The 22,375-nt window shown below is 64.8% G+C and carries 22 protein-coding genes; 11 read left to right on the forward strand and 11 right to left on the reverse strand.

Going from position 1 to position 22,375, the window contains the following annotated elements; all coding sequences use genetic code 11:
- Positions 1 to 16 precede the first annotated feature (16 nt).
- The 6 genes from AArcSl_RS05785 to AArcSl_RS16770 all read right to left on the reverse strand — a co-directional run bounded on the left by AArcSl_RS05785 (position 17) and on the right by AArcSl_RS16770 (position 8,670).
- Positions 17 to 619 (reverse strand): DUF7344 domain-containing protein, encoded by a 603-nt coding sequence (locus AArcSl_RS05785; protein ID WP_245883375.1) that lies wholly within the window; start codon positions 617 to 619, stop codon positions 17 to 19.
- Between the two features lie 68 nt (positions 620 to 687).
- Positions 688 to 2,760 carry a SpoVR family protein gene (locus AArcSl_RS05790; RefSeq protein WP_119816289.1) on the reverse strand — a complete coding sequence of 691 codons (2,073 nt, stop codon included), beginning with the start codon at positions 2,758 to 2,760 and terminating at the stop codon, positions 688 to 690.
- A gap of 25 nt (positions 2,761 to 2,785) precedes the next feature.
- A complete protein-coding gene (locus AArcSl_RS05795) occupies positions 2,786 to 4,099 on the reverse strand; it encodes a DUF444 family protein (RefSeq protein WP_119816292.1) in 1,314 nt (437 codons plus the stop codon).
- Entirely contained in the window at positions 4,090 to 6,432 is a 2,343-nt protein-coding gene (locus AArcSl_RS05800) for a PrkA family serine protein kinase (RefSeq protein WP_119816294.1), read from the reverse strand. The genes AArcSl_RS05795 and AArcSl_RS05800 overlap by 10 nt, the downstream gene beginning before the upstream one ends.
- Positions 6,425 to 8,500 carry a PrkA family serine protein kinase gene (locus tag AArcSl_RS05805; RefSeq protein ID WP_119816297.1) on the reverse strand — a complete coding sequence of 692 codons (2,076 nt, stop codon included), beginning with the start codon at positions 8,498 to 8,500 and terminating at the stop codon, positions 6,425 to 6,427. Before AArcSl_RS05805 ends, AArcSl_RS05800 begins: the two co-directional genes overlap by 8 nt.
- The gene (locus tag AArcSl_RS16770; protein ID WP_154670802.1) at positions 8,497 to 8,670 is read right to left on the reverse strand and encodes a hypothetical protein; all 174 of its coding nucleotides are present in this window, start codon (positions 8,668 to 8,670) and stop codon (positions 8,497 to 8,499) included. The genes AArcSl_RS05805 and AArcSl_RS16770 overlap by 4 nt, the downstream gene beginning before the upstream one ends.
- A 304-nt stretch (positions 8,671 to 8,974) precedes the next feature.
- On the opposite strand from AArcSl_RS16770, the gene AArcSl_RS05810 reads away from it, so the two are divergent.
- The 8 genes from AArcSl_RS05810 (at position 8,975) to AArcSl_RS05845 (ending at position 15,284) form a co-directional block, all read left to right on the forward strand.
- Entirely contained in the window at positions 8,975 to 9,352 is a 378-nt protein-coding gene (locus AArcSl_RS05810) for a DUF5820 family protein (RefSeq protein ID WP_119816300.1), read from the forward strand.
- Positions 9,353 to 9,440: 88 nt separating this feature from the next.
- Positions 9,441 to 10,097, forward strand: coding sequence for a hypothetical protein (locus tag AArcSl_RS05815; RefSeq protein ID WP_119816303.1), 657 nt, complete (start codon positions 9,441 to 9,443; stop codon positions 10,095 to 10,097).
- 84 nt (positions 10,098 to 10,181) lie between these two features.
- The gene (locus AArcSl_RS05820) at positions 10,182 to 11,357 is read left to right on the forward strand and encodes an ABC transporter substrate-binding protein (RefSeq protein ID WP_119816306.1); all 1,176 of its coding nucleotides are present in this window, start codon (positions 10,182 to 10,184) and stop codon (positions 11,355 to 11,357) included.
- A 99-nt stretch (positions 11,358 to 11,456) separates the two neighbouring features.
- Positions 11,457 to 12,350 (forward strand): ABC transporter ATP-binding protein, encoded by an 894-nt coding sequence (locus AArcSl_RS05825; RefSeq protein ID WP_119816310.1) that lies wholly within the window; start codon positions 11,457 to 11,459, stop codon positions 12,348 to 12,350.
- A 6-nt stretch (positions 12,351 to 12,356) separates the two neighbouring features.
- Positions 12,357 to 13,124: an ABC transporter permease gene (locus AArcSl_RS05830; RefSeq protein ID WP_119816313.1), complete on the forward strand. Its 768-nt coding sequence runs from the start codon at positions 12,357 to 12,359 to the stop codon at positions 13,122 to 13,124.
- A gap of 28 nt (positions 13,125 to 13,152) precedes the next feature.
- Positions 13,153 to 13,932 carry an ABC transporter permease gene (locus AArcSl_RS05835; RefSeq protein ID WP_119816316.1) on the forward strand — a complete coding sequence of 260 codons (780 nt, stop codon included), beginning with the start codon at positions 13,153 to 13,155 and terminating at the stop codon, positions 13,930 to 13,932.
- Between the two features lie 68 nt (positions 13,933 to 14,000).
- On the forward strand, positions 14,001 to 15,047 hold the full coding sequence (locus tag AArcSl_RS05840; protein ID WP_119816319.1) for an Mrp/NBP35 family ATP-binding protein: 1,047 nt from the start codon (positions 14,001 to 14,003) through the stop codon (positions 15,045 to 15,047).
- An 18-nt stretch (positions 15,048 to 15,065) separates the two neighbouring features.
- The gene (locus AArcSl_RS05845) at positions 15,066 to 15,284 is read left to right on the forward strand and encodes a hypothetical protein (RefSeq protein ID WP_119816322.1); all 219 of its coding nucleotides are present in this window, start codon (positions 15,066 to 15,068) and stop codon (positions 15,282 to 15,284) included.
- Positions 15,285 to 15,312: 28 nt separating this feature from the next.
- Here the strand turns inward: AArcSl_RS05845 and AArcSl_RS05850 are convergent, their stop codons facing one another.
- The 3 genes from AArcSl_RS05850 to sucC form a co-directional block, all read right to left on the reverse strand.
- The gene (locus AArcSl_RS05850) at positions 15,313 to 16,881 is read right to left on the reverse strand and encodes a carotenoid oxygenase family protein (RefSeq protein ID WP_119816325.1); all 1,569 of its coding nucleotides are present in this window, start codon (positions 16,879 to 16,881) and stop codon (positions 15,313 to 15,315) included.
- Between the two features lie 82 nt (positions 16,882 to 16,963).
- On the reverse strand, positions 16,964 to 17,833 hold the full coding sequence (gene sucD, locus AArcSl_RS05855) for a succinate--CoA ligase subunit alpha (protein ID WP_119816328.1): 870 nt from the start codon (positions 17,831 to 17,833) through the stop codon (positions 16,964 to 16,966).
- The gene (sucC, locus tag AArcSl_RS05860; RefSeq protein WP_119816331.1) at positions 17,830 to 18,978 is read right to left on the reverse strand and encodes an ADP-forming succinate--CoA ligase subunit beta; all 1,149 of its coding nucleotides are present in this window, start codon (positions 18,976 to 18,978) and stop codon (positions 17,830 to 17,832) included. Before sucC ends, sucD begins: the two co-directional genes overlap by 4 nt.
- Positions 18,979 to 19,092: 114 nt before the next feature.
- Between sucC and AArcSl_RS05865 the strand changes: the two genes are divergently transcribed.
- Complete coding sequence (locus AArcSl_RS05865; protein ID WP_119816334.1) at positions 19,093 to 19,962, forward strand: acetyl-CoA synthetase; 870 nt, start codon at positions 19,093 to 19,095, stop codon at positions 19,960 to 19,962.
- Positions 19,963 to 19,968: 6 nt separating this feature from the next.
- Here AArcSl_RS05865 and AArcSl_RS05870 read toward each other — a convergent pair whose 3' ends face one another.
- Positions 19,969 to 20,460, reverse strand: a complete 492-nt coding sequence (locus AArcSl_RS05870) for an SRPBCC family protein (RefSeq protein WP_119816337.1) — start codon at positions 20,458 to 20,460, stop codon at positions 19,969 to 19,971.
- A gap of 203 nt (positions 20,461 to 20,663) precedes the next feature.
- On the opposite strand from AArcSl_RS05870, the gene AArcSl_RS05875 reads away from it, so the two are divergent.
- Both AArcSl_RS05875 and AArcSl_RS05880 read left to right on the forward strand, forming a co-directional pair.
- A complete protein-coding gene (locus AArcSl_RS05875) occupies positions 20,664 to 20,861 on the forward strand; it encodes a DUF7501 family protein (protein WP_119816340.1) in 198 nt (65 codons plus the stop codon).
- A gap of 170 nt (positions 20,862 to 21,031) precedes the next feature.
- Positions 21,032 to 21,649 (forward strand): hypothetical protein, encoded by a 618-nt coding sequence (locus AArcSl_RS05880; protein WP_119816343.1) that lies wholly within the window; start codon positions 21,032 to 21,034, stop codon positions 21,647 to 21,649.
- A 37-nt stretch (positions 21,650 to 21,686) separates the two neighbouring features.
- Here AArcSl_RS05880 and AArcSl_RS05885 read toward each other — a convergent pair whose 3' ends face one another.
- Complete coding sequence (locus AArcSl_RS05885) at positions 21,687 to 22,343, reverse strand: ArsR/SmtB family transcription factor (protein WP_119816346.1); 657 nt, start codon at positions 22,341 to 22,343, stop codon at positions 21,687 to 21,689.
- Positions 22,344 to 22,375: the final 32 nt, after the last annotated feature.

Genomic DNA, 22,375 nt, shown 5'->3' on the forward strand with positions numbered 1-22,375 from the left:
AACAAGGAAGCGCAAACTAGAGCCGATCGAACACTGTCTCGCCCTGTTTTGCGGTGTAAAACGTCGCTGCGATCGCGATCAGCGCGAGCGCGACGAGCGCCCACGTCCCCGGCGCGACCGCCGCGAATCCGGGAACACCGAGCGCGGCGGAGAGCGTCAAGAGGATTCCGAGAACCGCGAGCCCCAGATACAACTCGTTCCGTGAGAGGCCGTATCGGGGCACCACTTCGAGATAGACGGTTACCTGATCGGCCTGATCCGTGAGATCGACGGTCTTTTCATCGGTGTCGTAGTCGACGATTCCGAGATCGTCGAGCTTCGGGAGATGCGTCTGGTGGAGGGACACGTACACGCTCTGCCGGAGGTTCCCCGGCGGCGGACGCTCTCCCGTTTCCATCGCCGCGACGTGTTCGGCCAGGTCGCTCACGCTCGTCGGTTCCGAACGCTCCGAGAGTCGCTCGAGTGCGAGGCGGCGTCGCTCGTTTCGGAGCACGTCGTGGATCTCGGTCTCCGCGAGATTGCCCGCGTCGGCCCCTTCCCGGGCAGTCGATCCGGACGCGGTCGCCCCCTCCGTCTCGGTCGCCCCCTTCGCCGACGGTTCGGCACCCCCCGTTGTCATACACAACAGTCGTCACGCTGCTGATATCAATCCTGCGCTGTTGACGGCTGGCAGGGCCAGCCGGCAACTCATGCGAGCCAGTCGTCCGGCTTCGTGTCGTAATCGACGTCGTTTGCCGCCAACTGGTCGAACAAGTCGTCGTCGAGTTCGTGCTCCTCGAACTCGTCGCCGTCGTATCGGATCCGGACGCCGACCTCGGTCCCCTCCGGCTCCTGCGAGCGCCGCCTGGCGACCTCGATCTCGCGGTCGTCGTACTCGACCCGGATCGTCGCGAGGTTCACCGGCCGCCCCCACAGCCGGAAGACGCGTTCGAGCGTCGCGCGTGCCTGCTGCTCGTCGATCGCAACCCCGTTGTACTGGTGACCCAACAGCAGTTCACCCGCGTTGTCGAAGTTGCCGTCGTAGACGGCGATCGTCGGCTTCCCGAAGTTGGTGAACCGCAACAGCAGCTTCTTTTTCACGTCCGCGGCGTCGGTCGACGCGACCCGATACTCCTGGGCAGTCCGGGAGTACTCGTAGGTGAAGTAGTCGTACTCGTCGACGAACTCCTGTGTGAGGAACTCGTCGATGAACGTCACGTCGTTGTGGCTCTCCCGCACTTCGAAGAGGCGATCCCAGCCGGCGGAGTAGGGGACGTCCGCGATCGCCTCCTCGATGCTCCCGTAGCGCTCGTCGTCGAAGAGATACCGCGCACGCCGCTCGAGTTGCGATCGGCTCACCCGTTCCAGAACGCCGTAGTTGTGCGGTTTGACGAGGGAGTAGTGACGCTCTGCGAGTCCCTCGTAGGTGAGCAGTTTCCAAGGATATCGATCGGCGTCGACGGCTTCCTCGTCGTCGGGAGAGATTCCCCCGTCGCGGGTCCGTCTGGCGGCCTCAAGCGCCGGCGCGTCCACCCGCGGATCGTCGGGATCCAGCCGGTCGAGCGTCTCGAAGCCGACGTTCGCGACGGTCTCGTCGGGTTCGAGGAGGTCACGGACGTACCCCAGATCGACCGTCTCCTCGAAGTTCCGCCAGGTGACGCCCTCGACCCGGAGCAGTCGCTCCAGGACTTCGCGCCGGTTGGTGCGGTTTTCGACGTACTCCCACAGCTCCCGGCCGAGTTTGTAAGGGTTCAGCCCGGGCGAGGCGAGCACCCGCGACATGTGGTCGGCGTAGGTGAGGAACTCGTCCGTGCCGGCGAACTGCTCGTCTGCCATCATCAGCGACTCCCAGTAACTCGCCCACCCCTCGTTTGCCACCTTGGTCATCTTCTGGGGGGCGAAGTAGTACGCCTCCTCCCGAAGCATCGAGAGGACATCTGTCTGCCACTCCGGACGTTCGACGGCTTTCCCCTCGTCTTCGTCGTACTGTTTACCCCGTGCGAGAAGGTATCCGAGCACGTCACGCCTCGGTTCCGACGGGGTGCCCTCGGATTCCGCGTCCAGCCACTCCTCGTCGAAGACTGCCTCCCGAACCTCCGTTGATATCTCGAGATCGGCGAACTCCTCTCGGCGTCCGTCCTCCGCTCCATCGGATTCGTCGCCGCCGGAGACCCCGTCGCCGGATGGCCCGCCGCCGGACCCGTCGTCGGGGTCGCCAGAAAGCGGCCGGTACTGGTCGATCGTGTCTTCAAGACAACTGACCGCGTCGATGAACCGTTCGACATCGTCGCGGGGGATTTCGGGGTCTTCCATGTACTCCTCGATCGCATCGGCGTGGCGGGACAGCATCGCCGCGGCGGCGGGGCCTTCCTCCCCCCGATCCGCGTACAGCCGATACCACTCGTTGTTCCGGAAGAAGTCCGCGTGGGCCTCGACGTGGGTGATGACTGCCTTCTGGTCGGCCAGGGAGTTCGACTCCTGGAGGAACGCGTTCGCGGGGTCGTCGTTGTTGACAATCTCGAACGCCTTCCCGAGCCCGTGCTGGTCGCGCTTCCGCTGGCGATCGTACTTCATTCCCCATCGCCAGTGAGGATACCGTCGCTGGAAGCCGTCGTACGCGATCAGGTGGTTCATCTCCTCGTGGTCGACGACCCAGTAGTTCACCGGATACGGGTCGAGTCCGAGCTTCCGGGCCAGGTTCCGGGCCTCCCGAACCGGTCGCGAAAGCTGAGTGGCCTCCCGCTTTGCGAGCAGCCTCTCGTCCCTGTATGCGTTGCTCATCTGTCGTCACTCCCGTGGGCGTCTGTCATTCGGTGTCACTCTCCGTGCTCAGGATCTCGTAAATCGCGTCGGTCACGTCGTCGGCCTCGGACACCCGCGCGACGGCGACGTCGTCTGCGTCTCCGAACGCCTCCAGCAGTTCGTCGGCGTGGGTGGCGTTGACCGCGCCGCCGCCGGGCTGGGTCTCCACGTAGGCGTGGAGGTTGGCGTCGATCTCCCGCATCAGCGGGATCACGCGCTCGCGGGTGTCGTTCGCGGAGTTCTCGCTGTCGCCGGCGGCGAAGACGTACCGGTTCCACTCCTCGAACGGGTACTCCTCGAGGATTTCGGCAGCCAGTTCGTAGGCCGCGGAGATCCGCGTTCCACCGCCCGACTGGATGCCGAAGAACTCCCCGCGTTCGACCTCCCACGCCTCGGCGTCGTGGGCGACGTACCTGAACTGTGCCTCGTCGTACTTGCCGGTGAGATACCAGTCGAGCGGTGTGAGCACCCGCTCGACGAGTTCGCGTTTCCGCTCGCGCATCGACCCCGACACGTCCCGAATGTTTACTACGACGACGTTCTTCTGTCTCCGTTCGATTATCTCCGGGTGGCGGTAGCGTTCGTCCTCCCGGCGGAACGGAATCTTCTGGATCCCCTCCTGCCGGAGCCGAACCGAGACCGGCTCCCGCTCGACGTGCTCTTCCAGATCCTCGAAGCTCTCCCAGCGGTCGGTCTCCCCGGCCAGGTCGGCCGCGGCGTCGGCGATCCACGCACGCGAGACCGGAATCCGCTTTCCGCGAGCCCACCGGTAGACGTCGTCGACGTCCGCCCCCGAGACGCGCAGCCCCTCCCGGACGTACTCCCCGTCGAAGTCCGTCGCGAGTTTCCGTTTGAGGCCGCGCTTGAACAGCTCCTCGAAGTCCAGCGTCGAGTCGGGGCCGGTGCGGGTGACGTCGGTGAACTCCCCTTCGATCTCCTCGAGGACGCGTTTCCCCTTCGGTTCGAGATCGAGACCGAGTTCCTCGTCGAGTTCCTGGGCGAACTCCTCGGGATCCATCTCGTAGTACTCGTGATCCCCGCTTTCGTCTCCCGGCTCGCCGTCCTCCTCGCCGTCACCGTCTCCGTCCTCTCCGGGAACCGAAACCGGCTGTCCCGGCTGTGCGCCCTCGCCTTTCCCGACACCACCCATCGACCGGCGATCGTACTCGAAGGACGGCAGATCGACGATCTTGACGGGGACCCGGACACGGTCCGGTGATGATCCGGTCAAATCGCCGTGCGAGATGAACTCCGAGAGGTCCTGTCTGCGCTGCTCTCCGACGTCGCTGAACCGATCGAGGTCGTCTTTCAGTCCCATTCGTGTGCCACCTCCCGGAGGACGCGTCCGGTCGTCAGTTCGGCCGACGCGGGGGAGTAGCCGCGTTCGCACAGCCGGTCGATCGTCTGTCGCTTCACCGTGGCGGTTTCGGTGTCTACAGGGGGGTCCGCCCACTGGCCGGGATCGAAGTCCGGAAACAGTCGCCTGACGTCGTCCCAACTGTCGGCCTCGAGCACCGTCTGGATGATCGGGACCTCCTGGAGGTCGACCCGCTCGACGGAGAAGTCCTCGTCCCGGTGCTCCCACGCGTACCTGTTCAGCGCCGCAATCACCTTCGTCCGCCGGAACTCCGCCACGTCGTCACCCGGCGATGAGCCCTCGTAATCGGCCTCGTCGAACCGACCGAGCTGTTCGGTTTCGAACAGTTTCATCACCAGCGGGTCCGGCTCCACCTCGCCCCGGGAAGTGTCGACGGTGCCGCCGGTGTCCCAGGCGTACACGTGCTCGACGTATTCGGTGACAGCCGCCTCGTCGACGCCAACCTCCGAGAGCATCGCGTCGAGGACGTCGGCCTCCTGGCGGTCCCGAACGTGGGACTTCACCGCTGCGACCCGGCTTTCGAACTCCGTGGTTTCCGCCCGGGAAAACACCGGGGCGGTAGCCAACCCGTTCGCCATCGCGTCGAGCACGTCGTCGGGCATGATCACGTTCTCGACTGAAAGCTCCGGATGGGACCGATCCCGTGGCTCCTCCAGGAGCTCGGCGATCACGTCGCGGGTGAAGGTCACGGGGATCCCGCTTCGTCCATCGTGGCTGCGGGTTCTGGCGCCGCCTCGATCTCCGGTTCTTCCGCCGTCTCTGCCGCCGTCCCGGCCCCCTTCGCCGCCGAAATCGAACTCGTCGATCTCGCGGCGCTCGTCGCCGGTCTGAACGTACCCCTGCTCGAGCAGGATCGCCGTCTCGACGGTTCCGAGATCCGGGGGAAGCCGATCTGCGTCGAGACGAGTCACGACGTTGTAGGTTGCCGCCGCCGCAACTGCGTGTGGAGCAAGCTCCCGGACCAGGCCGGTGCCGTCATGGATCGGCACGTGGACGGCCTCCCGGACCCGCTCGTCGGGGTCGATCCCCGCGGCGGTCGCCCACACCTCGCTTTCCCCGGTCAGCTCGCGACGGATCAGCTCCGCTTCGAGCGTCCGATCGGTGAGATACCGGAACTCGTGGCGATCCAGACGGCGTTTGAGCGCCTTCAGCGGATCAGTGCCGTCCCGGTCGGCGTACTGGTCCAGTTCGACATCGAGATCCGGGTTCGAGATGACGATCAGCTGCGTGTCGACGTCCATCCCGATCCCCTTGTCGAGCTTGACGTGACCCTCGTCTGGAACGTTGAGCAACTTTCGCAGCAGGTCGGCGTGCTGGCTCGCGTCCTCGACGACCGAAAGCAGGCCGTTCCCCTGGGAGAGCACGCCGTCGTAGGAGAACGCCTGCGGGTTTTTCCGCCCCCGTGAATCGAGCTCCCGGAGCATCCCGGGCATCCACGAGCCGACGAGCCGCTCTTTGGGTGTGCCGTCGTCTTCCGCATGGAGGATACCGATCCCCCGGCCGACGTCGACGAGGTAGTTTTTCACCCGGCAGTGCTCGCCGTCGGTCACCGCTGAAAAGAGATCGTTCCGACCGGATCGCCGGTACCGCTCTTCGAGGTAGTCGTACGCCTCCCGGCTGAACGGGTCGAGTTCGCCCGGCACCGAGATCTCGCCGTCGACCAGCTCCGAGAGGTCGTCGACGATTTCTTCGCGGACCTCCCGGGGGAAGACCGACAGCGGGTGGACCTGCACCGGACTCGCGTGCCAGTCTTCCTCGTCGGCGTAGCCGTCCCCGTAGCCGAGGCTCCGATCCTGTGTGGCGCCGGCGACGTTCCACTCGAGGGTGTACCGGCGCCCCTCCGGCGTTCGGGAGTAGCCCCGGAGCCCGTTGACGAGACACCGCTTCAGCTCCGACTTCCCGGTGGCGGTGGGGCCGTCGAACCAGATGATCTTCTCGGTTTTTCCCCGGCCCGTGACGATCGCCCGCAGATCGTCGACGAACGCGTTGAGTGTCGCGGTGTTGCCAAGAACCGCGTGTTCGCCGTCGCCGTACGGGTCGTCGAAGAATCGATAGCGGGTCATGCGCTCGCCCCGTTCGAACACGGTCCGGGTGCCCGCAGACTCGATCGCATCGAGGAGGTATCTGGCCGCCCCCGCCGCGATCTGTGGGTCGCTGAACGCGGCATCGACGTACTCGCTCAGGCTCATCGGGGGCTCGAACGCCTCCGAAAGCGCCTCGTCTGCGGCCCGGCGGTAGGCGTCGGCGTCCGCCGGCCGGCCCCCCTCAGACATCCTCCTCGAGTTCGCTTTTGGCGACCTCGGCGCCGGCGAACTCGAGCACCTCCCGGGCTCCCGCCGCCGAGTACCCCTGTTCTTCCAGGGCGTCGATCCAGGCGGCACGGTCGTCGTCGTCCGTCTCGCTTGCGGACACGAGCGCGGAGAAGTTGATGTTGTGCTTTTTGTCGTCCCAGAGCTTCCGTTCCAGCGCCCGCCGCAGCCGGTCGTTCTCGTGGGGATCGAACGTGGTTCCCTCCCGGGCCCGCCGGGAGATCCAGTTGGAGATCTCCTGCCGGAAGTCGTCCTTGCGATCCGCCGGGATGTCGAGCCGCTCTTCGACCGCACGGAGGAACGTCTCGTCGGGCTCCCCCTCGCGGCCGGTGAGTTCGTCCTCGACGGTGGTGTCGTCGATGTAGGCCATGACGTGATCCACGTACTTTTCACCCTGCCGGCGCAGCTCCTCGATGTCGTACGCCAGCGCGTGTCGGACGTCCTCGATCGCCCGCTCTTTGTACTCCTCGCGGACCAGTTCGAGCAGCCGCTCGTACTGCTTCAGGTTGTCGGCGTCGATCGAGCCGTGGCTCTCGAGGTTCGCCTCGAAGTGACGGAACGTCGAAAGCGGCGAGAGGTATCCGCGCTCCCGGTGGGTCGCGTCCATGATCGCCTCGGCGATCTCGTCGCCGATGAACCTGGCCGACACGCCCGACATCCCTTCTGCGATCTCGGCGCGCGAGTCGCCGTCCTCCCTGAGTTTTTTCACGTCGACGGCGTCGGCCTCGTCGAGTTCGCCGTTGTACGCTTTCGCCTTCTGTAACAGCGAGACCGACTCGTCAGAGGGCTCCTCGATCCGGGTCAACACGCCGAACAGTCCCGCCATCTCCAGGGTGTGGGGTTCGACGTTCACGTCCGGGACATCGGCGTTGCGCAGCATCTTCCTGTAGATGTTCGCCTCCGACTCGTACTCGAGGACGTACGGGTAGTCGATGCGTTTCGTCCGGTCGTTGAACGCCTCCATCTTCTCGTCGCCCGTCTTCTCGCGGTACTCCGGCATGTTCGTCCGGCCGACGATCACCTGGTCGATGTCGATCCGGGGGTTGTTCTTCGGCTTGATCGTCCGCTCCTGGGTGGCGTGCAGGAAGTCGTAGAGGAACTCCCGCTGGAGTTTCAGCAGCTCCTCCCCCGAGAAGATCCCACGGTTGGCGTTACAGAACGCACCGGCGTAATCGAACGCTCGCGGGTCAGATTCGCCGTACACAGCGAGCTTCGAGTAGTTGACGTCGCCGGTCAGTTCGGTCTCGTCCTGGTTTTTCTTGTCCTTCGGTTCGAACGTCTCGATGCACTGGCGCTTGTTCTCGCTTGCGGTCAGTCGGACGATCTCGACGTGATTCTCCATGACTGCCTCGAGATCATCGCCGTAGTGGGAGAGCAACGCGTCCATGTAGAACTCGCTTGCCGGATCCAGTGACTGGTCGTTCCGGATCGTGTACGGCGCGTCCAGCCGCTCGTTGAGATCCTCGATGATCTCGTCGCGCTGTCCCGCCGGGAGCAGCACGAGCGGATCCTGATTCATGGGCGACCGGACCTCGTCGTCGGCCGGGTCCTGATCCCGGATGACGTCACACAGGTTCGTCCACCGGAACGTGTACATCCGGCCGGCATCCTCGAGGGTGTACGCCTCGAAGTAGCGCCGCACCAGCCAGTCGAAGTGAGACTTTCCGGAACCGACCGGCCCGAGCAACAGCTTGATCCGCTTTTCGGGCCCGAGCCCGCGTGCCCCCGACTTCACTTTGTTGACGAACTCGTGGATCGCCTCGTGGATCTCTCGGCCGTAAAAGACGTGTTCGCCGTCGTGCAGCGGGTCCTCGGAGGCGAGCCGGTACTCGACGACGCCACGCTGTTCGTCGTAGGTGGTGCCGTAGTGGTCGAACATGTCCGCGACCCGCTGGTGGGCGTTGCGGGCGATGTGCGGGTCCTCGTACAGTTCCTCGAGATACCACTCGAACGACTTCGCCTCTCGCAGATCCGATGGTACCGACTCGCGATACTCTCGGCTGATCTCCTCGAGCGTCCGCCCGGACGTCATCGTTTCCTCCCGGTCGTCGACACGGGCGTCGGCACGGTCGTCGACACGGGCGTCGGCACGGGCGTCGTTTCACGTTCGTACTCGATACGTTCGTGGTCGGTGCGTTCGTGGTCGGTTCGGGTTCGTTTCCGGGGCGCGTCGTCCGCCCGGAACGCGTTGGACGAGGTCATTGTTATGTGTGTTCAGCTACCACACCTCCGCGGCGACCGGACGTCGAAGCGGACGACACATCGTTCGGGGACCAGCGGACGGGGGTGGTCGGCGTGTCCGGTCCGGTACCGGGACTACTATGTTCATGAGAATTAAAGATATTTAAATGTATCGTGACCCCTTGTTATTCCACAGTGAAAAGCCAAAGACGAAGAGAAGTCATGTGGAATGATATCATGTAAAAAATGAGCCTCCTTTAAGTACTACACCGAGAAACCGTCACTGGAGCGGGATCGCTTTGCGGCTGTAGCTCACAATGGGGGTATGGACCTGCCGACGTTGCCGGACGGATGGACGGTGTGGAACGACGGATCGGACGGGCGTGTCGTGCTCACGTATCGGCCGGACGTGTTCGACTCCAGTGCGTTTCCCGCTCCCTGTCTGCCGACGCTCTACGTGACCGACGGGCCGCGTGATTCGCGTCCGGCAGCCGCACGCCGGGAGAAACGCGGCTGGCAGGTGGTGCTATTCCTGGAACCGGAGATCGAACTCGAACGTCGAGCCTACGACGATTGCAGTGAGGCGCTCGAGGGGGCCGTCTCGCTGGCCGAGCAGTTCGCCGCCGGCGAGATCGAGTTCCGCGAGGCGTACCAGCTGCCACGCGAGGCGTATCTCGCAAAGCTCGACGAGCTGGTGGGCTGACGCGGACGGACCGGCCAAGACGGCTCGCTCCCGGAAAACGTCGAGAACCAGCAGCCTTATTGCGTATTCCAGAAAACATATAACTGAGATGGCCGACAACGCTTCGTCCGGTCGGGACGACGCCACCCCTTCGTTCCCCCGGGACGAGATCCGGACCACGGTAGACACCGTCGTCGCCGCGGGCCAACTGCTCGCGTCGCCACGGAAATGCAAGATCTGGCACGAGGCCTGGCTCCACGAGGGGCTCGACATCAAAGGGCTGACCGAGAAGACGTCGATCCCCCAGAGTACGCTGTACAATCTCACCAAGGAAATGGTAGACGAAGGGAGCCTCTACCCGTCGGGTTCGGCGGACACCCGGGCCACGATTTATAAACCCTCCCGGATGCAGATCTTCGTCTCGGAGCATCCGAAGGGGATCGGTCCCCAGTTCAACATCCACAGTACGCTCATCGGCGTGCTGGGACGCGGAGTCGAGACCGACGACATCCAGATGTTCCTGGATCGGAACAACTACACGATCCTGCTCGAGGCGATCACCGGCGTCCTGGTGATACTCGACGATCCTGAGACCGAAGAGACCAGCCTCGACCAACTGTTCGAACACATGAGCCCGGCCGACGCCCGGATGATCCAGGGCCACATCGTGGCGGTATTGGAACGTGAAACCCGCAAGGACGGTATCGACTGGGACTTCCCGGACGATCCCGTGATCGAACCCGCAGAACTCTCCTCGGTGGAGTAGCACCGATCTCCCGGTATCCCTGTTCTCCGCTGAACGGACTGACCACAACCCTTATACCACGTTACAGAAAATCTATAACAGATAATGGACGATAGTCGATCGATTCAGCGAGGTGAGCGGACATCGAGACGGGGGTTTTTAGCCTTCGGTGGCGCCGCCGTGGCGACGTCACTCGGCGGCTGTCTCGGCGACGTCGGAGAAACGACGGACACCGTCGCGTTCGGGACGCTGCCGATCGCCGCGGTCGCCGAGGTGTTCATCGCCAAGGATCGGGGGTTCTTCGCGGATCGGAACATCGAGATCGAAACCGAACGTATCGCCGGCGCTAGCCAGGCGGTTCCCCAGCTCGCGTCCGGGGATCTCGACGTCGCGAGCGGCTCGATCGGGGCGGGCGTGTTCAACTCGATCGCCCAGGACGTTCCCGTGCGGGCGGTGGCAGACCAGACGCAGTACTGGGACGACCAGCCGTCCGGCAACAGGTTCTGGATTCGAGCGGAGTTGTACGAGGAAGGGATGTCCTTTTCGGATCTCCCGGAGGATCCGACCGTGGCGATCAACGGGGAGGCGACGGCGATGGACTACCTGGTCGGGCGGCTGCTCCAGCTCAACGACATGGGGTGGGACGACGTGACGGTGACGGAGATGCCGTTCCCGGACATGATCTCGGCGATGGGCTCCGGGGAGATCGACGCCTGTACGATCCCCGATCCGCTCGGACTGCAGGTCGCCCAGGAAACCGGCGCGGGACAGTTGCTGTACGGCTCGCAGCTGGCCCCCCGAATGCAGATCGCGACGTACTTTTTCGGGGAACCGTTCATGGAGGATCGACCCGACGTCGCCAGACGGTGGCTGGAGGCGTATCTCCTCGGGATCCGCGAGTACTACGATCTGGGGGGATTCCCGAACGAGGAGGTCGCCTCGATCATCAGCGAGGAGATCGACGTCCCCGTTCCGGCGATCCAGGCGTCGATCCCGTCGCTCGTCCACAAGAACGGCCGGATGAACGTCGACAGCCTGATGCGGCAACAGGAGTTTCACGCGTGTCGCGGCTATCTCGACGAGACCGTCTCCGCCGACGAGGTCGTCGACGAAACGCTGCTTGATGCTGCCCTCGATGAGGTCGGACGGCTGGACGAGTCGGAGGCAACCCCGTCGGTTGGCACGATCCACGAGTGGAGCGAGACGGCGCCGGCGCCGTACGCACCGGTCGGGGAGATCACCGTTCCCGAGGGGTTCCCCGGAGAACGGATCTGCGAGTGATCACCCGTGACGCCGGGGCCTCCTCAGTTCGGATCGCGATCGTGGCCGGACGTCCCCGAACGGAAACGTTCCAGTAGCTCGAACTCCAATCGGCTCGCGATGCGGGACGCTTCCGCCCCGATCGACGACGGTGACGGCGACGCGTCAGTCGAGAGCGAGTCGATCGAGGGCGGGGGATCGAGGCCGGCGTCCGGACGAGGCGATCCCTGCCTCCGGGCGACGGCGGTCAACAAGGTGTACCGCTCGCCCTCCGGGGACGTCTCGGCGCTCGAAGACGTGACCCTCGAGGTGTACGACAGGGAATTCTTCTGTCTGGTCGGCCCCTCCGGCTGCGGCAAGTCGACGTTCCTCCGGCTTCTGGGCGGGCTGTTGGAGTGTGACTCCGGGGAGATAGAGATCCTGAAACCTGAACCCGACGACCGGCCGACGACCAATATGGTCTTCCAGGAGTACGGGATCTTCCCCTGGAAGTCGGTCATCGAGAACGTCGCGTTCGGGCTCAAAATGCGCGGCGTCCCGAAGTCCCGACGTCACGAGATCGCCCGGCGGTACATCCGGAAGGTGAACCTGGACGGCTTCGAAGAGTCGTATCCACACCAGCTGTCCGGCGGGATGAAACAGCGGGTGAGCATCGCGCGGGCGTTCGCGAACGATCCCGAGATTTTCCTCATGGACGAGCCGTTCGGAGCGCTGGACGCACAGACGAAACAGTACCTCCTCGAGGAGTTGCTCTCCCTGTGGAACGAGTCGAAAAAGACCGTCGTCTACGTCACACACGACATCGAGGAGGCGATCCACCTCGGCGATCGGATCGGCGTCATGTCTGCCAGGCCGGGTCGGATAAAGACCGTCGTCGACGTGGATCTCGACCGGCCCCGCACGCGTGACAACATCCCGGTCGACCGGTTCGAGGAGATCCAGGAGGCGGTGTGGACGAGCCTGAGCGACGAGGTGGAGCGGTCGGTCGAACGGTCGAGCGGACGGACCCCCTGACCGGCCATGCGATCCCGCTCGTCGATCGGCACCCGGCTCCGATTGAACCTCCTTCCGATACTTTCGGTGCTGCTGCTGTGGGAGGTTGCCTCCCGTGGTGCCCTGGTTCATCCGGTGTTCTTCCCGGCACCGACGACGGTGCTTGCGGCGACGTTCGAGGAGATCCTCCACGGGGAGCTGCTGTATCACCTGGGAGTGAGCCTCCGGCGGATCCTGCTGGCGTTCCTGCTGGGGGCCACCAGCGGGATCGCAGTCGGGCTGGCGATGGGATGGTCACGGGAGATCCGACTGCTGGTGAATCCCCACATCGCGATACTGTATCCGGTTCCGAAGATCACGCTATTGCCGATCGCTTTCTCCGTGTTCGGCGTCACCGAACTCGCACGCATCCTCACTATGAGCGTGGCGGTGTTCCTGCTCGTGGCAGTCAACACGATGGCGGGGGTCAGGCAGATCGACGACGTCTACGTCGACGCCGCTATCGACAACGGGGCTGGGACGACAGCACTGTATCGCGACGTCATCATCCCGGGGGCGCTGCCGCAGATCACCGCCGGACTCAGCCTGGGATTCGGGATCGGGTTCGTGCTGATCGTCGTCATCGAGATGGTCGGCGCGAACGCCGGGCTCGGCTACGTGATCTGGAACTCCTGGCAACTGTTCACGATCACACGAATGTACGTCGCGCTGCTGGTCATCAACGTGCTCGGGGTCGTGTTCGTCTACGGCATCGAGGAACTGGGCGAGTATTTGACGCCCTGGGAGGGAGCATGACTGGACGGATTCATTCGGGGGTGGGGCTATGAGAGGCCGCAAGTTGGCGGCCCAGTTCGGCTCCGTCGCAGTCGTGCTGTTGTTCTGGCAGCTGTCGGTCGACGTGTTCGGTCTCGTCAGCCCGTCGGTGTTGCCGGCGCCGACGGCGATCGCAGTCCAGACGGCGGCGCTCGGGGTCGACGCAGGCTTCCTCGCTCACGTCGCGTCGACCCTTCGTCGCACGGTGATTGCATCGGTGTTCGCGGCCGGGTTCGGGATCGTGATCGGACTGGCGATGGGATGGAACGACACGGTTCGGTCGCTTCTGGGCCCAATCTTCTCGGCGCTGTATCCGCTTCCGGTCGTCGCGCTGTTGCCGCTTTTGATCCTGATCTTCGGCCGAGGCGACGGCGCGTTGATATTTGCCGCCGCGTTCGGGGGGTTCTTCCTCGTGGCGTGGAACGCCATGAGCGGGGCCGGCGGCATCGAATCGGTGTACTTCGACGTCGCCCGCGACAACGACGCAACGTCGACGTACGCGCTGTTCCGGGAGGTGCTGCTCCCGGGCTCGCTCCCGGTCGTGTTTACGGGGCTCCGTCTCGGGTTGAGCACGTCGTTCCTGATCGTGATCTCGGTGGAGCTGATCGCCGCCAACGACGGGCTCGGCTACTTCATGTGGGTGTCGTGGAACACCTATCAACTCGGGGAACTGTACGCCTCGGTGGTCGTCATCGGCGCGTTCGGGATCGCGATCACCTACGGTCTCGAGCGGCTCCAGGGCTATCTGGTCCCCTGGGAGGAAGAAACGCCGCGCAGACGGTTGATATAACCCCAAGACGCTGTTCTCTCCGGCGGCGATCCCACAACTCTTAACCCCGACAACTCCGGATTTCCACTATGGACGAATCGGAAGTACGCGAGTTGCTCGCCGACGTCGAGGACCCGGATCTCGGGGACGACATCGTCTCCCTGGGGCTCGTGAACGCCATCGAGATCGAGGACGAAACGGTCCGCGTCTCGCTGGCCCTCGGGGCGCCGTTCGCCCCACACGAGAGTCAGATCGCAGACGACGTGCGTGAAGTGCTCTCGGCGGAGGGATTCGAGGTCGACATCTCCGCGGCGGTTCCCTCACAGCTGTCAGAGGAAGAGCAGGTATTGCCGAACATACAGAACATCATCGCCGTCGCCTCCGGGAAGGGCGGCGTCGGGAAGTCGACGGTTTCGGTCAACATCGCGGCCGGCCTCTCCCAGCTCGGCGCCCGGGTCGGGCTGTTCGACACCGACGTGTACGGGCCGAACGTCCCGCGGATGCTCGACGCCGACCAGCACGCCCAGGCGACAGAACGGGAGACGATCCTCCCGCCGGAGAAACACGGAATGAAGCTGATGAGCATGGGATTCCTCGTCGGCGAGGAGGAGCCGGTGATCTGGCGGGGCGCGATGGTCCACAAGGTGCTCACCCAGCTGATCGAGGACGTCGAGTGGGGCGAACTCGACTACCTCGTGCTCGACATGCCGCCGGGCACCGGCGACACCCAGCTCACCATCCTCCAGACGCTGCCGCTGACCGGCGCCGTCATCGTCACCACCCCACAGGGCGTCGCGGTCGACGACGCACGCAAGGGACTGCGGATGTTCGGCGAACACGGCACCAACGTCTTGGGGATCACCGAGAACATGTCCGGCTTCCGGTGTCCCGACTGCGGCAGCTTCCACGACATCTTCGGCTCGGGCGGCGGCGAGGAGTTCGCCGCGGAGAACAATCTGCCGTTCCTCGGCGGGATCCCGCTGGACCCCGACGTTCGAACCGGTGGGGACGAGGGGAAGCCGGTCGTGATGGACGACGACAGCGAGACCGGCGAGGCGTTCCGCACGCTCACGGAGAACGTTGCAAACAACATCGGCATCGTTCGGCGTCGCGACGCCAGCCAGCAGAACTCCTGATCGGCGTCCCTACCGCTCATGAGTGGCGAAGACGACCCCGAACGCGCCCGACAGATCCGCGAGATCGCCGAGGATGTCCGCGGCGAAAGCTCCGAAAGCGAGCAGGTCGCGGCGTTCCTCTACCGGGTGTCGGACCTGTACGATCCCGACGAGGAAACCACCCCCGAAGACATCTACCGCAACGTCCGCACCATCATGCAGATCAAAGAGCGGGGAACCCTCGAGCGGGACCGGTAGTCGGAGGGGCGAGCGACCGATCGCGCCGTCACGCCATCGACCGCACGAATTCGCCGCCGTTTTCGAAGAACTGTTGCCCGAAGAACTGTCCGTGGAAGCCGAACGGCAGCACGCAGGGTAGCGGCGCACGGGCAAGCTCCGCGAACGATCCGGCGTCCAGTACGAGCAGGAACGACCGGGCTCCGGACTCGTCTACGGGCGCGGGGTGGTCGGTGTCGAGAACGATCGAGAGGACGGCGCCGTCGTCCTCGTCTGCGCTGTCGCCCGTCACCTCGTCTGCCTCCCCGTTCTCGAGAGTGCGAGGAACGAACAGAGGCTCGCCGGGGAAACAGTCGCTCTCCCGCCATACCCCGGTCGTGTTCCCGTCGAGGTCGATCTTGCAGAGCCGATCGGGGAGCGTTCGAACCGGCGACTCGCCGTTCCCGACGGTGTATACGTACCGGTAGGGACGTCCGTTAACCCGGCCGTAGTTGACGGTCGGGAACTCGACTGGATCGTCGTAGAGTGTCTCGGTCGTCGCTTCGAGTTCGGCGACCCCGTTTTGCGTTGCCGGGACCTGCAGTTCGTGTCGCCGGAGTTGTCCGCCCGGCAGCGTCGCGTCCGGATCCCGGAGCGTCGAAAGCGAGAGCGACCGGACGATCTCGGCGTCGTCGTACGCGATCAGATCGACGACGAGGTCGGTTCCGGGGTTCTCCCCGTGCCCGCCGTCGTCCGCCGACCGCTCGAACGCGTTGACGTGGTGGAACGTGAAACACGGATCGATGGTCGCAGTCGCGACGTGCTCGCCAGACTCGCGGCCGAACACGAGCAGGCGTGCGTCGTGGTCGGTCCACTCGAACGCCGCCGAGATCGGCCCTTCGTCGAGGAGATCCAGCGGTTCGATCCGGAACGGCGACTCCAGGACAACTACGTGGCCGTCCGTCAGGCCGAACGAGTGGAGGTAGGCGGGTCGCTCGCGTTCGAGGCGTCCGAACGTCTCGAACCTCGACGCCCCGAGTTCGCGACGACAGAGCAGATACTCGCTGGTCCACCCCAGCCTGGTGCCGACCGCGATCGCCTCGCCGCGTCGGTGATCCCGATGGGTGTGCGCGAGCAGCATCGTGGCCTCGGAGTCGACCACCCGATCGACCGTCGGCCCCGAATCGAGCGTCTCCGGATCGACGACGACCCCACGCGGCGTCTCGGTCACCGCACGGATCGACCCGTCGACGACCTCGAAACCGATCGAGGCGTTGTCGGTCGGCGCGGGCGAGAGCACCCGGCCCAGCCGCTCGAAGACGTCGGCGTACGGGTCAGTACCGAACTGGTCGCGCGCGAGTCGCCCCTCCGCGTCGACCGACTCGTACTCTTCTGATCTGAGGAACCGCGCGGCAAAGGAGACGTAGTTCGACCCACCGTCGAGCCGGAACCGGCGCACCAGCGCGAGCCCGTCGAACCAGTGGTTCACCGAGCGACCGTCCGCGATCGTGAACCGACCCGGACCGTTGCACAGCAGCGTCCCCGCCAGCCAGTCTGGAAGCTCCCCCTCGACGCCGAGCGCCGTCTCGCCGAACTCGCGATCGAGATCATAGAGCCCGACGGCGTGTTTCGACTCCATCCCTATCGACCGCACGCACTCCACCCCCTAAACTGTCGTGTCTCCCCGCGAAAAACGGCCCGAATGCGCCCTTCGACAGCGGCTAGAAGAAGTTCTCGACGTGATCGGCGACTTCTTCGGGCGTGTCCCCGACGGGGACGCCCGCCTCGTTGAGCGCCTCGATCTTGGATTCGGCGGTGCCGGTGCCGCTGCCGGAGACGATGGCGCCGGCGTGACCCATCCGCTTGCCCGGCGGGGCTGTCCGACCGGCGATGAAGCCCGCGACCGGGGTGTCCATGTACTCGGAGATGAACGACGCCGCGCGTTCCTCGTCCTCGCCGCCGATCTCGCCGCACATGACGACGGCGTCGGTTCCGGTGTCGTCCTCGAAGGCTTCGAGGGCGTCGACGAACGATGTCCCGATGATCGGGTCGCCGCCGATGCCGACGGCGGTCGTCTGCCCGATCCCCCGCTGGGTGAGGTTGTCCACCACCTGGTAGGTGAGCGTCCCCGACCGGGAGACGAGCCCGACGTTGCCCGCCGCGAAGATGTTGCCCGGCAGGATACCGAGTTTGGCCTCGCCGGGCGTGATGATCCCCGGACAGTTCGGCCCGATGAGCCGGGTATCGACTTCAGAGAGGCGTTTTTTCACCCGCGCCATGTCCTGGGTCGGGATCCCCTCGGTGATGGCGACGACCAGATCCAGATCCGTATCCAGCGCCTCGAAGATCGCGTCTGCCGCGAACGCCGGCGGAACGAACACGACCGAGGCGTTCGCGTCCTCGGCCTCGACGGCCCGATCGACCGTGTCGTAGACGGGAACGTCCTGGACCGACTCGCCGCCCTTACCGGGGACGGCACCGGCCACGACGTTCGTCCCGTAGTCGATCATCTGTTCGGCGTGGAACCGCCCCTCGCCGCCGGTGATGCCCTGTACCACCACTCGCGTGTCGTCGTCGACGAAGATGCTCATTCTTCAGTCACCTCCTCGGTGTTCGCGATCGCACGCTGGACGGCTTCCTCCAGCGTCGGTTCGACGTCGACGAGATCCGTATCGAGGATCTCCATCCCCTCCTCGGCGTTCGTGCCGGCCAGTCGAACGACGACCGGCTTGGGCACCGTCTCGAACGCCGACAGCGCCTCGTTGATACCGCGGGCGACCTCGTCGCCGCGGGTGATCCCGCCAAAGATGTTGAACACGACCGACTCGACGTTCGGGTCAGAAAACACCAGATCCAGCGCGTTCCTGACGCGTTCGGCCTTCGCGCCGCCACCGATATCAAGGAAGTTCGCGGGCTCGCCGCCGTAGTAGTCCACCAGATCCAGCGTCGTCATCACCAGACCCGCGCCGTTGCCGATGATGCCGACGTTGCCCGAGAGCCGGACGTAATCGAGGTCGTACTCGCCGGCCTTTCGCTCGAGGTCGTCCTCGTAGGCTTCGTCCTCGAGTTCGGCGAGTTCGGGCTGGCGGAACAGCGCGTCCTCGTCGATGTTCATCACGGCGTCTGCGGCGACGACCTCGTCGTCGCTCGTGATCATCACGGGGTTGACCTCGATCTCGGAGGCGTCGCGTTCGTCGAAGAGATCATACAGCGTCGAAAGGATTCCGGAGACGTCCCGCGCGAATTCCCGGGGAACGTCCGCGTCGTAGACGGCCTTGCGAGCCTGGTAGGGTTGCATGCCGAAGGAGGGATCGACGTGCTCGCGGGCGATCGCCTCGGGCGTTTCCTCGGCGACCTGTTCGATGTCGACGCCCCCCTCGGTGGAGACCATCGCGACCGGGCGGCCCTCGCCGCGGTCCATCGTGACGCCGACGTACAGTTCGTCGACGAAGTCGACGCCCGCCTCGACGAGCACTTTCTCGACGGTGTACCCCTTGAGATCCATCCCGAGGATCTCCTCGGCGTACGTCTCCGCCTCCTCGCGGTCCCCCGCGATCTTGATCCCGCCGGCTTTCCCCCGCCCGCCGACGTGAACCTGGGCCTTGATCGCCGCCGGGAAGCCGATCTCGTCGACCGCGTCCAGGACCTCCGACACGCTCGAGGCCAGTCGCGACTCCGGTACCGGGATTCCGGCGTCCGCGAAGATTTGCTTCGCCTGATGTTCATGCAGTTTCATACGTCTGTATCCGCGTCCGAAGGTCGCTTAAAAGCGTCCATTCCCGGCTCCCGTCAACGAGGCACATCCTCGAGACTCGACAATCCCTTTATCAGGGGAGCGCCTACTGCCTGTATGGATGCACCTCGCGACGCGGGGGGCGACGGACACGCGACCGACGACCGACACGCGACCGACGACCGACACGCGACCGACGACCGACACGCGACCGACGACCGACACGCGACAGTGGTCGGCGACCTGCTCTCGCGGGATCGACGGAGCTCCGATCCCGCACTCTACGACGGCGACTCGGACCGCGAGTTCAGCTATCGTGACCTCATCACGACCGCCTACAGGACGTGTAACGTCCTCAGATATCTCGGGACGAGAGGGGGATCCCGGGTCGAAATCGAACCGGAACTCGCCCCCAAACCTCTCTTTACCTTCTTCGGTGCCGCATTGCTGGGGGCGCCGGTGTCGTTTGCACCGCAAACTGCCCCGGGGCCGGATGACGCTCCCGCAGCCACGATCGTTCCCGTCCAGCGTGAAGGGGAGTTCGACCTCCCGCCCGGAAGCAACCTCGCAGTGTACGGTGGCGAGCCCGAAGACCCCCGGACCACCCACTGGGAAAAGGAAGCATGGAGCGAGAATCCCGGTGTGCCGCCGTACGAGGTCGCCCCCGGCGACGTGTTGCTCGAAGTCGCCGGCGGCGTTCGCGGGACGGGATCGGACATCACTCACGAAGCCGCCCTCGGGGCGGCAACCGCTGCCGGGGGAGAAATGGAACTCGCCGACGAGGATCGAATCGCAGTCTACGGTTCTCCGGCGGATCCACGGACGCTTGCGGCGGGGGTACTCGCACCAATCATCGCCGGAGCGACGGTGGTGCTCCCCGCCGAGGGAGATCACAGGCTGGCCGACGTGACAGTGGCCGTCGTGAACGCGCAAGCTACTGCCGGCGATGTCGCCACCTTCGACGTGGAGCGCGTCGAACTGTCCTGAGGGCGCTCAGTCGTCGGCGCCCGCGAGCAGTTCCCGGGTCTTCGCGTGCCGTCTGCGGAACATGCCCTCGAACCCGAGTGACGCGAACGGCGACGAGAGGGCGTTCAGTCGTCCCCCCGGGAGTTCGTACTCGACAGTGTCGACCATCACCGTTTCGTCGCCGTCGCCGAAAAACGAGTGGGTGTGCTCCCACTTGCGGAACGGCCCGCCGACCATGTCGTCCCGGAACCACGCGCGGCCCTCCTCGCGATGGCGCTCGATGATCCGGGCGGTAAACGAAAGGCGGGGACCGACGCCGAACGGACGCATCGAGAGGCGGAGCTGTGACCCCTGTTCGAGGACAGGGGGATCCCGCTCGCCGTTCGGACCGCGAACCGACTCGACCTGCATTCCCATCCAGTCTGGCGTCAGCGCGTCGAGTCCCTCGGATCTGGAGTGAAACTCCCAGACGGCCTCCAGCGGGGCAGCGATCCGCGTCTCGCGCCTGTAGGTGGGCATGTTCCTGGGTAGGGCCCGAATTCGGTTAACCGCTCTGCCGCTACATCCCACCATCACCTAGTAATATATAAGGAGTGTCATCGCATATTATCATACGAACGTCCAGATAAAATGGAAATATTTGCGCGGAAACTCCGGATATCTCGGAGAAATATTCTCACCAGGATAATTATAAGTGGGTGTCTCCCCTGAGAGTGGCTGTGATGGCAACGAAGACCACACATCCGCCCCCGGCGCCCGACTGGACCGGCCTCATGCAGTGTCCGTTCTGCGAGGCGGCCCTCGAGAATCCGGGAGCGGGATTCATGGCTCACCTGCGGGAGAATTCGACCTGCGAACGGGGGTTCGAACGGTGGCGGGATAACGTCGCCGGCGACATGCGCGGGGAGTGGGGTGGTTGACGGGATCGGCCGCCCGCAGTTACGGAGTCGCCGGCCTCCTGTCCGGCACCGCCTGCCACTTCGTCTCCAGTCGTCGGGTTTCTCGGGGGGGCGTAACGGTCGGTATTTTCCGCTTCCTCGAGAGAACAGCGCACCTAAAGCCCTTTGACCGTCGATTTCCAACGTGGAGTATGCAACCCTCCAGGGAGCCCGAAGAGACCGACGACGGAGTAGGCGAGTCCGTCGACGACCTGCTCGACGACGATCTGCTCGACGACGATCTGCTCGACGACGACCTGCTCGATGGCGGTTCCCGTACCGGAGGGTCGTCCCAAGGGACGGACGGAACGATGTCCTCCGGGGCGGGCTCCTCCGAGTCGGCGCCGAGCGAACCCGATACTGAAGGCGACAGCTCCCCGCTCGTCGGGATGAACGGCCGGCTATTCTCGGGAAAGGCAACGCTTCTCTCGATCGCTGTGATCGGGATCGGCATGTTCCTCGGGGGCGCGATTCCGATCGTCGGCGGGATCGGTCGATTCGTCGGGCTGTTTCTGGGGGCGTTCGTCGTCGGACTGGTGCTTTCAAACCGGCGCTACGTCGAAACGGGACTCGTCGGGGCGGGCGCCGCGACTGTAACCGTCCTGTCCGGCTTTCTCGGAGCCGCGTTCCTCCCGGTGAGTTTGCAGGTGCTACAGGACTACGGCGTGAGCTTCGCCGTCGTCGCCGCCGCGATCGGTCTGATCATCGCGCTCGTGGGACATTACTTCGGTCGGGATCTCCGGAAGGGACTGTCCCAGGACCTGGAGTGAGGCGAACGAAGAACTGTGGAATCGTCCGAGGAGGGCGTTACGGAAGCTCGAACCGGTTTCCGCGACGGGCGAGCAGGCCACGATCTCCGAGCACGACGAGCGCCTCCTCGACCGTCTCCCGTCTGGCGTTCATCTCGTTTGCGACCGCATCCGGCGTCCCGTCGGTCACCGCGACCGCCGCGAGGACGTCCGCGTAGAACCGGGAGTCCGCCTCGGTACCGAGATAGTCGCTGAACTGGTCGAGAACCTCCGTCATCCGGCCGTGGACCCACCGCTGTGCGATGGACAGTTCCCGGGTGAGTTCCCGGAGTTCCTCGTACTCGGCGGCCAGTTCCTCGACGTCGGCGGGGCCGTCGGTCTCCGGGAGTTCGACCGACACGTGGGGACATCTACCGTTCATGTCGAGATCGAGGCTTGCCGGGTAGGCGCTTTTCGCCTCGAAGTTGTACGGGGAGAGACTCACTTCGAGCCTCACACCACGGGAGATGTGAAAGTACTTTCGTCGCTTCTGGTCGGTGACCGACTCGATGAGTCCGGCTTCCTCCAGCTTCCGGAGGTGATCGATCACCGCTTTCGGGCTGACGCCGAGATACTCGCTGATCTCCGTGACGTAACAGGGTTTCTGCGAGAGGAGACGGAGGATCCGTCGGCGGTTCTCGTTGCCGAGGAGATCCAGGAGTACCGCGGAGTCCATGTACGTCAGGTAAACGGTTGGTATATAAAAGG

Source organism: Halalkaliarchaeum desulfuricum (assembly GCF_002952775.1).
Lineage (GTDB): Archaea > Halobacteriota > Halobacteria > Halobacteriales > Haloferacaceae > Halalkaliarchaeum > Halalkaliarchaeum desulfuricum.

Coding starts and splice junctions, on each gene's coding strand:
- AArcSl_RS16770 (WP_154670802.1), bottom strand. CDS start 8,670: ATGACCTCGTCCAACGCGTTCCGGGCGGACGACGCGCCCCGGAAACGA.
- AArcSl_RS05840 (WP_119816319.1), top strand. CDS start 14,001: ATGGACGAATCGGAAGTACGCGAGTTGCTCGCCGACGTCGAGGACCCG.
- AArcSl_RS05885 (WP_119816346.1), bottom strand. CDS start 22,343: ATGGACTCCGCGGTACTCCTGGATCTCCTCGGCAACGAGAACCGCCGA.
- AArcSl_RS05815 (WP_119816303.1), top strand. CDS start 9,441: ATGGCCGACAACGCTTCGTCCGGTCGGGACGACGCCACCCCTTCGTTC.
- AArcSl_RS05810 (WP_119816300.1), top strand. CDS start 8,975: ATGGACCTGCCGACGTTGCCGGACGGATGGACGGTGTGGAACGACGGA.
- AArcSl_RS05785 (WP_245883375.1), bottom strand. CDS start 619: ATGACAACGGGGGGTGCCGAACCGTCGGCGAAGGGGGCGACCGAGACG.
- AArcSl_RS05870 (WP_119816337.1), bottom strand. CDS start 20,460: ATGCCCACCTACAGGCGCGAGACGCGGATCGCTGCCCCGCTGGAGGCC.
- AArcSl_RS05865 (WP_119816334.1), top strand. CDS start 19,093: ATGGATGCACCTCGCGACGCGGGGGGCGACGGACACGCGACCGACGAC.
- AArcSl_RS05820 (WP_119816306.1), top strand. CDS start 10,182: ATGGACGATAGTCGATCGATTCAGCGAGGTGAGCGGACATCGAGACGG.
- AArcSl_RS05880 (WP_119816343.1), top strand. CDS start 21,032: ATGCAACCCTCCAGGGAGCCCGAAGAGACCGACGACGGAGTAGGCGAG.
- AArcSl_RS05850 (WP_119816325.1), bottom strand. CDS start 16,881: ATGGAGTCGAAACACGCCGTCGGGCTCTATGATCTCGATCGCGAGTTC.
- AArcSl_RS05835 (WP_119816316.1), top strand. CDS start 13,153: ATGAGAGGCCGCAAGTTGGCGGCCCAGTTCGGCTCCGTCGCAGTCGTG.
- sucD (WP_119816328.1), bottom strand. CDS start 17,833: ATGAGCATCTTCGTCGACGACGACACGCGAGTGGTGGTACAGGGCATC.
- sucC (WP_119816331.1), bottom strand. CDS start 18,978: ATGAAACTGCATGAACATCAGGCGAAGCAAATCTTCGCGGACGCCGGA.
- AArcSl_RS05805 (WP_119816297.1), bottom strand. CDS start 8,500: ATGACGTCCGGGCGGACGCTCGAGGAGATCAGCCGAGAGTATCGCGAG.
- AArcSl_RS05830 (WP_119816313.1), top strand. CDS start 12,357: ATGCGATCCCGCTCGTCGATCGGCACCCGGCTCCGATTGAACCTCCTT.
- AArcSl_RS05795 (WP_119816292.1), bottom strand. CDS start 4,099: ATGGGACTGAAAGACGACCTCGATCGGTTCAGCGACGTCGGAGAGCAG.
- AArcSl_RS05790 (WP_119816289.1), bottom strand. CDS start 2,760: ATGAGCAACGCATACAGGGACGAGAGGCTGCTCGCAAAGCGGGAGGCC.
- AArcSl_RS05825 (WP_119816310.1), top strand. CDS start 11,457: ATGCGGGACGCTTCCGCCCCGATCGACGACGGTGACGGCGACGCGTCA.
- AArcSl_RS05845 (WP_119816322.1), top strand. CDS start 15,066: ATGAGTGGCGAAGACGACCCCGAACGCGCCCGACAGATCCGCGAGATC.
- AArcSl_RS05875 (WP_119816340.1), top strand. CDS start 20,664: ATGGCAACGAAGACCACACATCCGCCCCCGGCGCCCGACTGGACCGGC.
- AArcSl_RS05800 (WP_119816294.1), bottom strand. CDS start 6,432: ATGTCTGAGGGGGGCCGGCCGGCGGACGCCGACGCCTACCGCCGGGCC.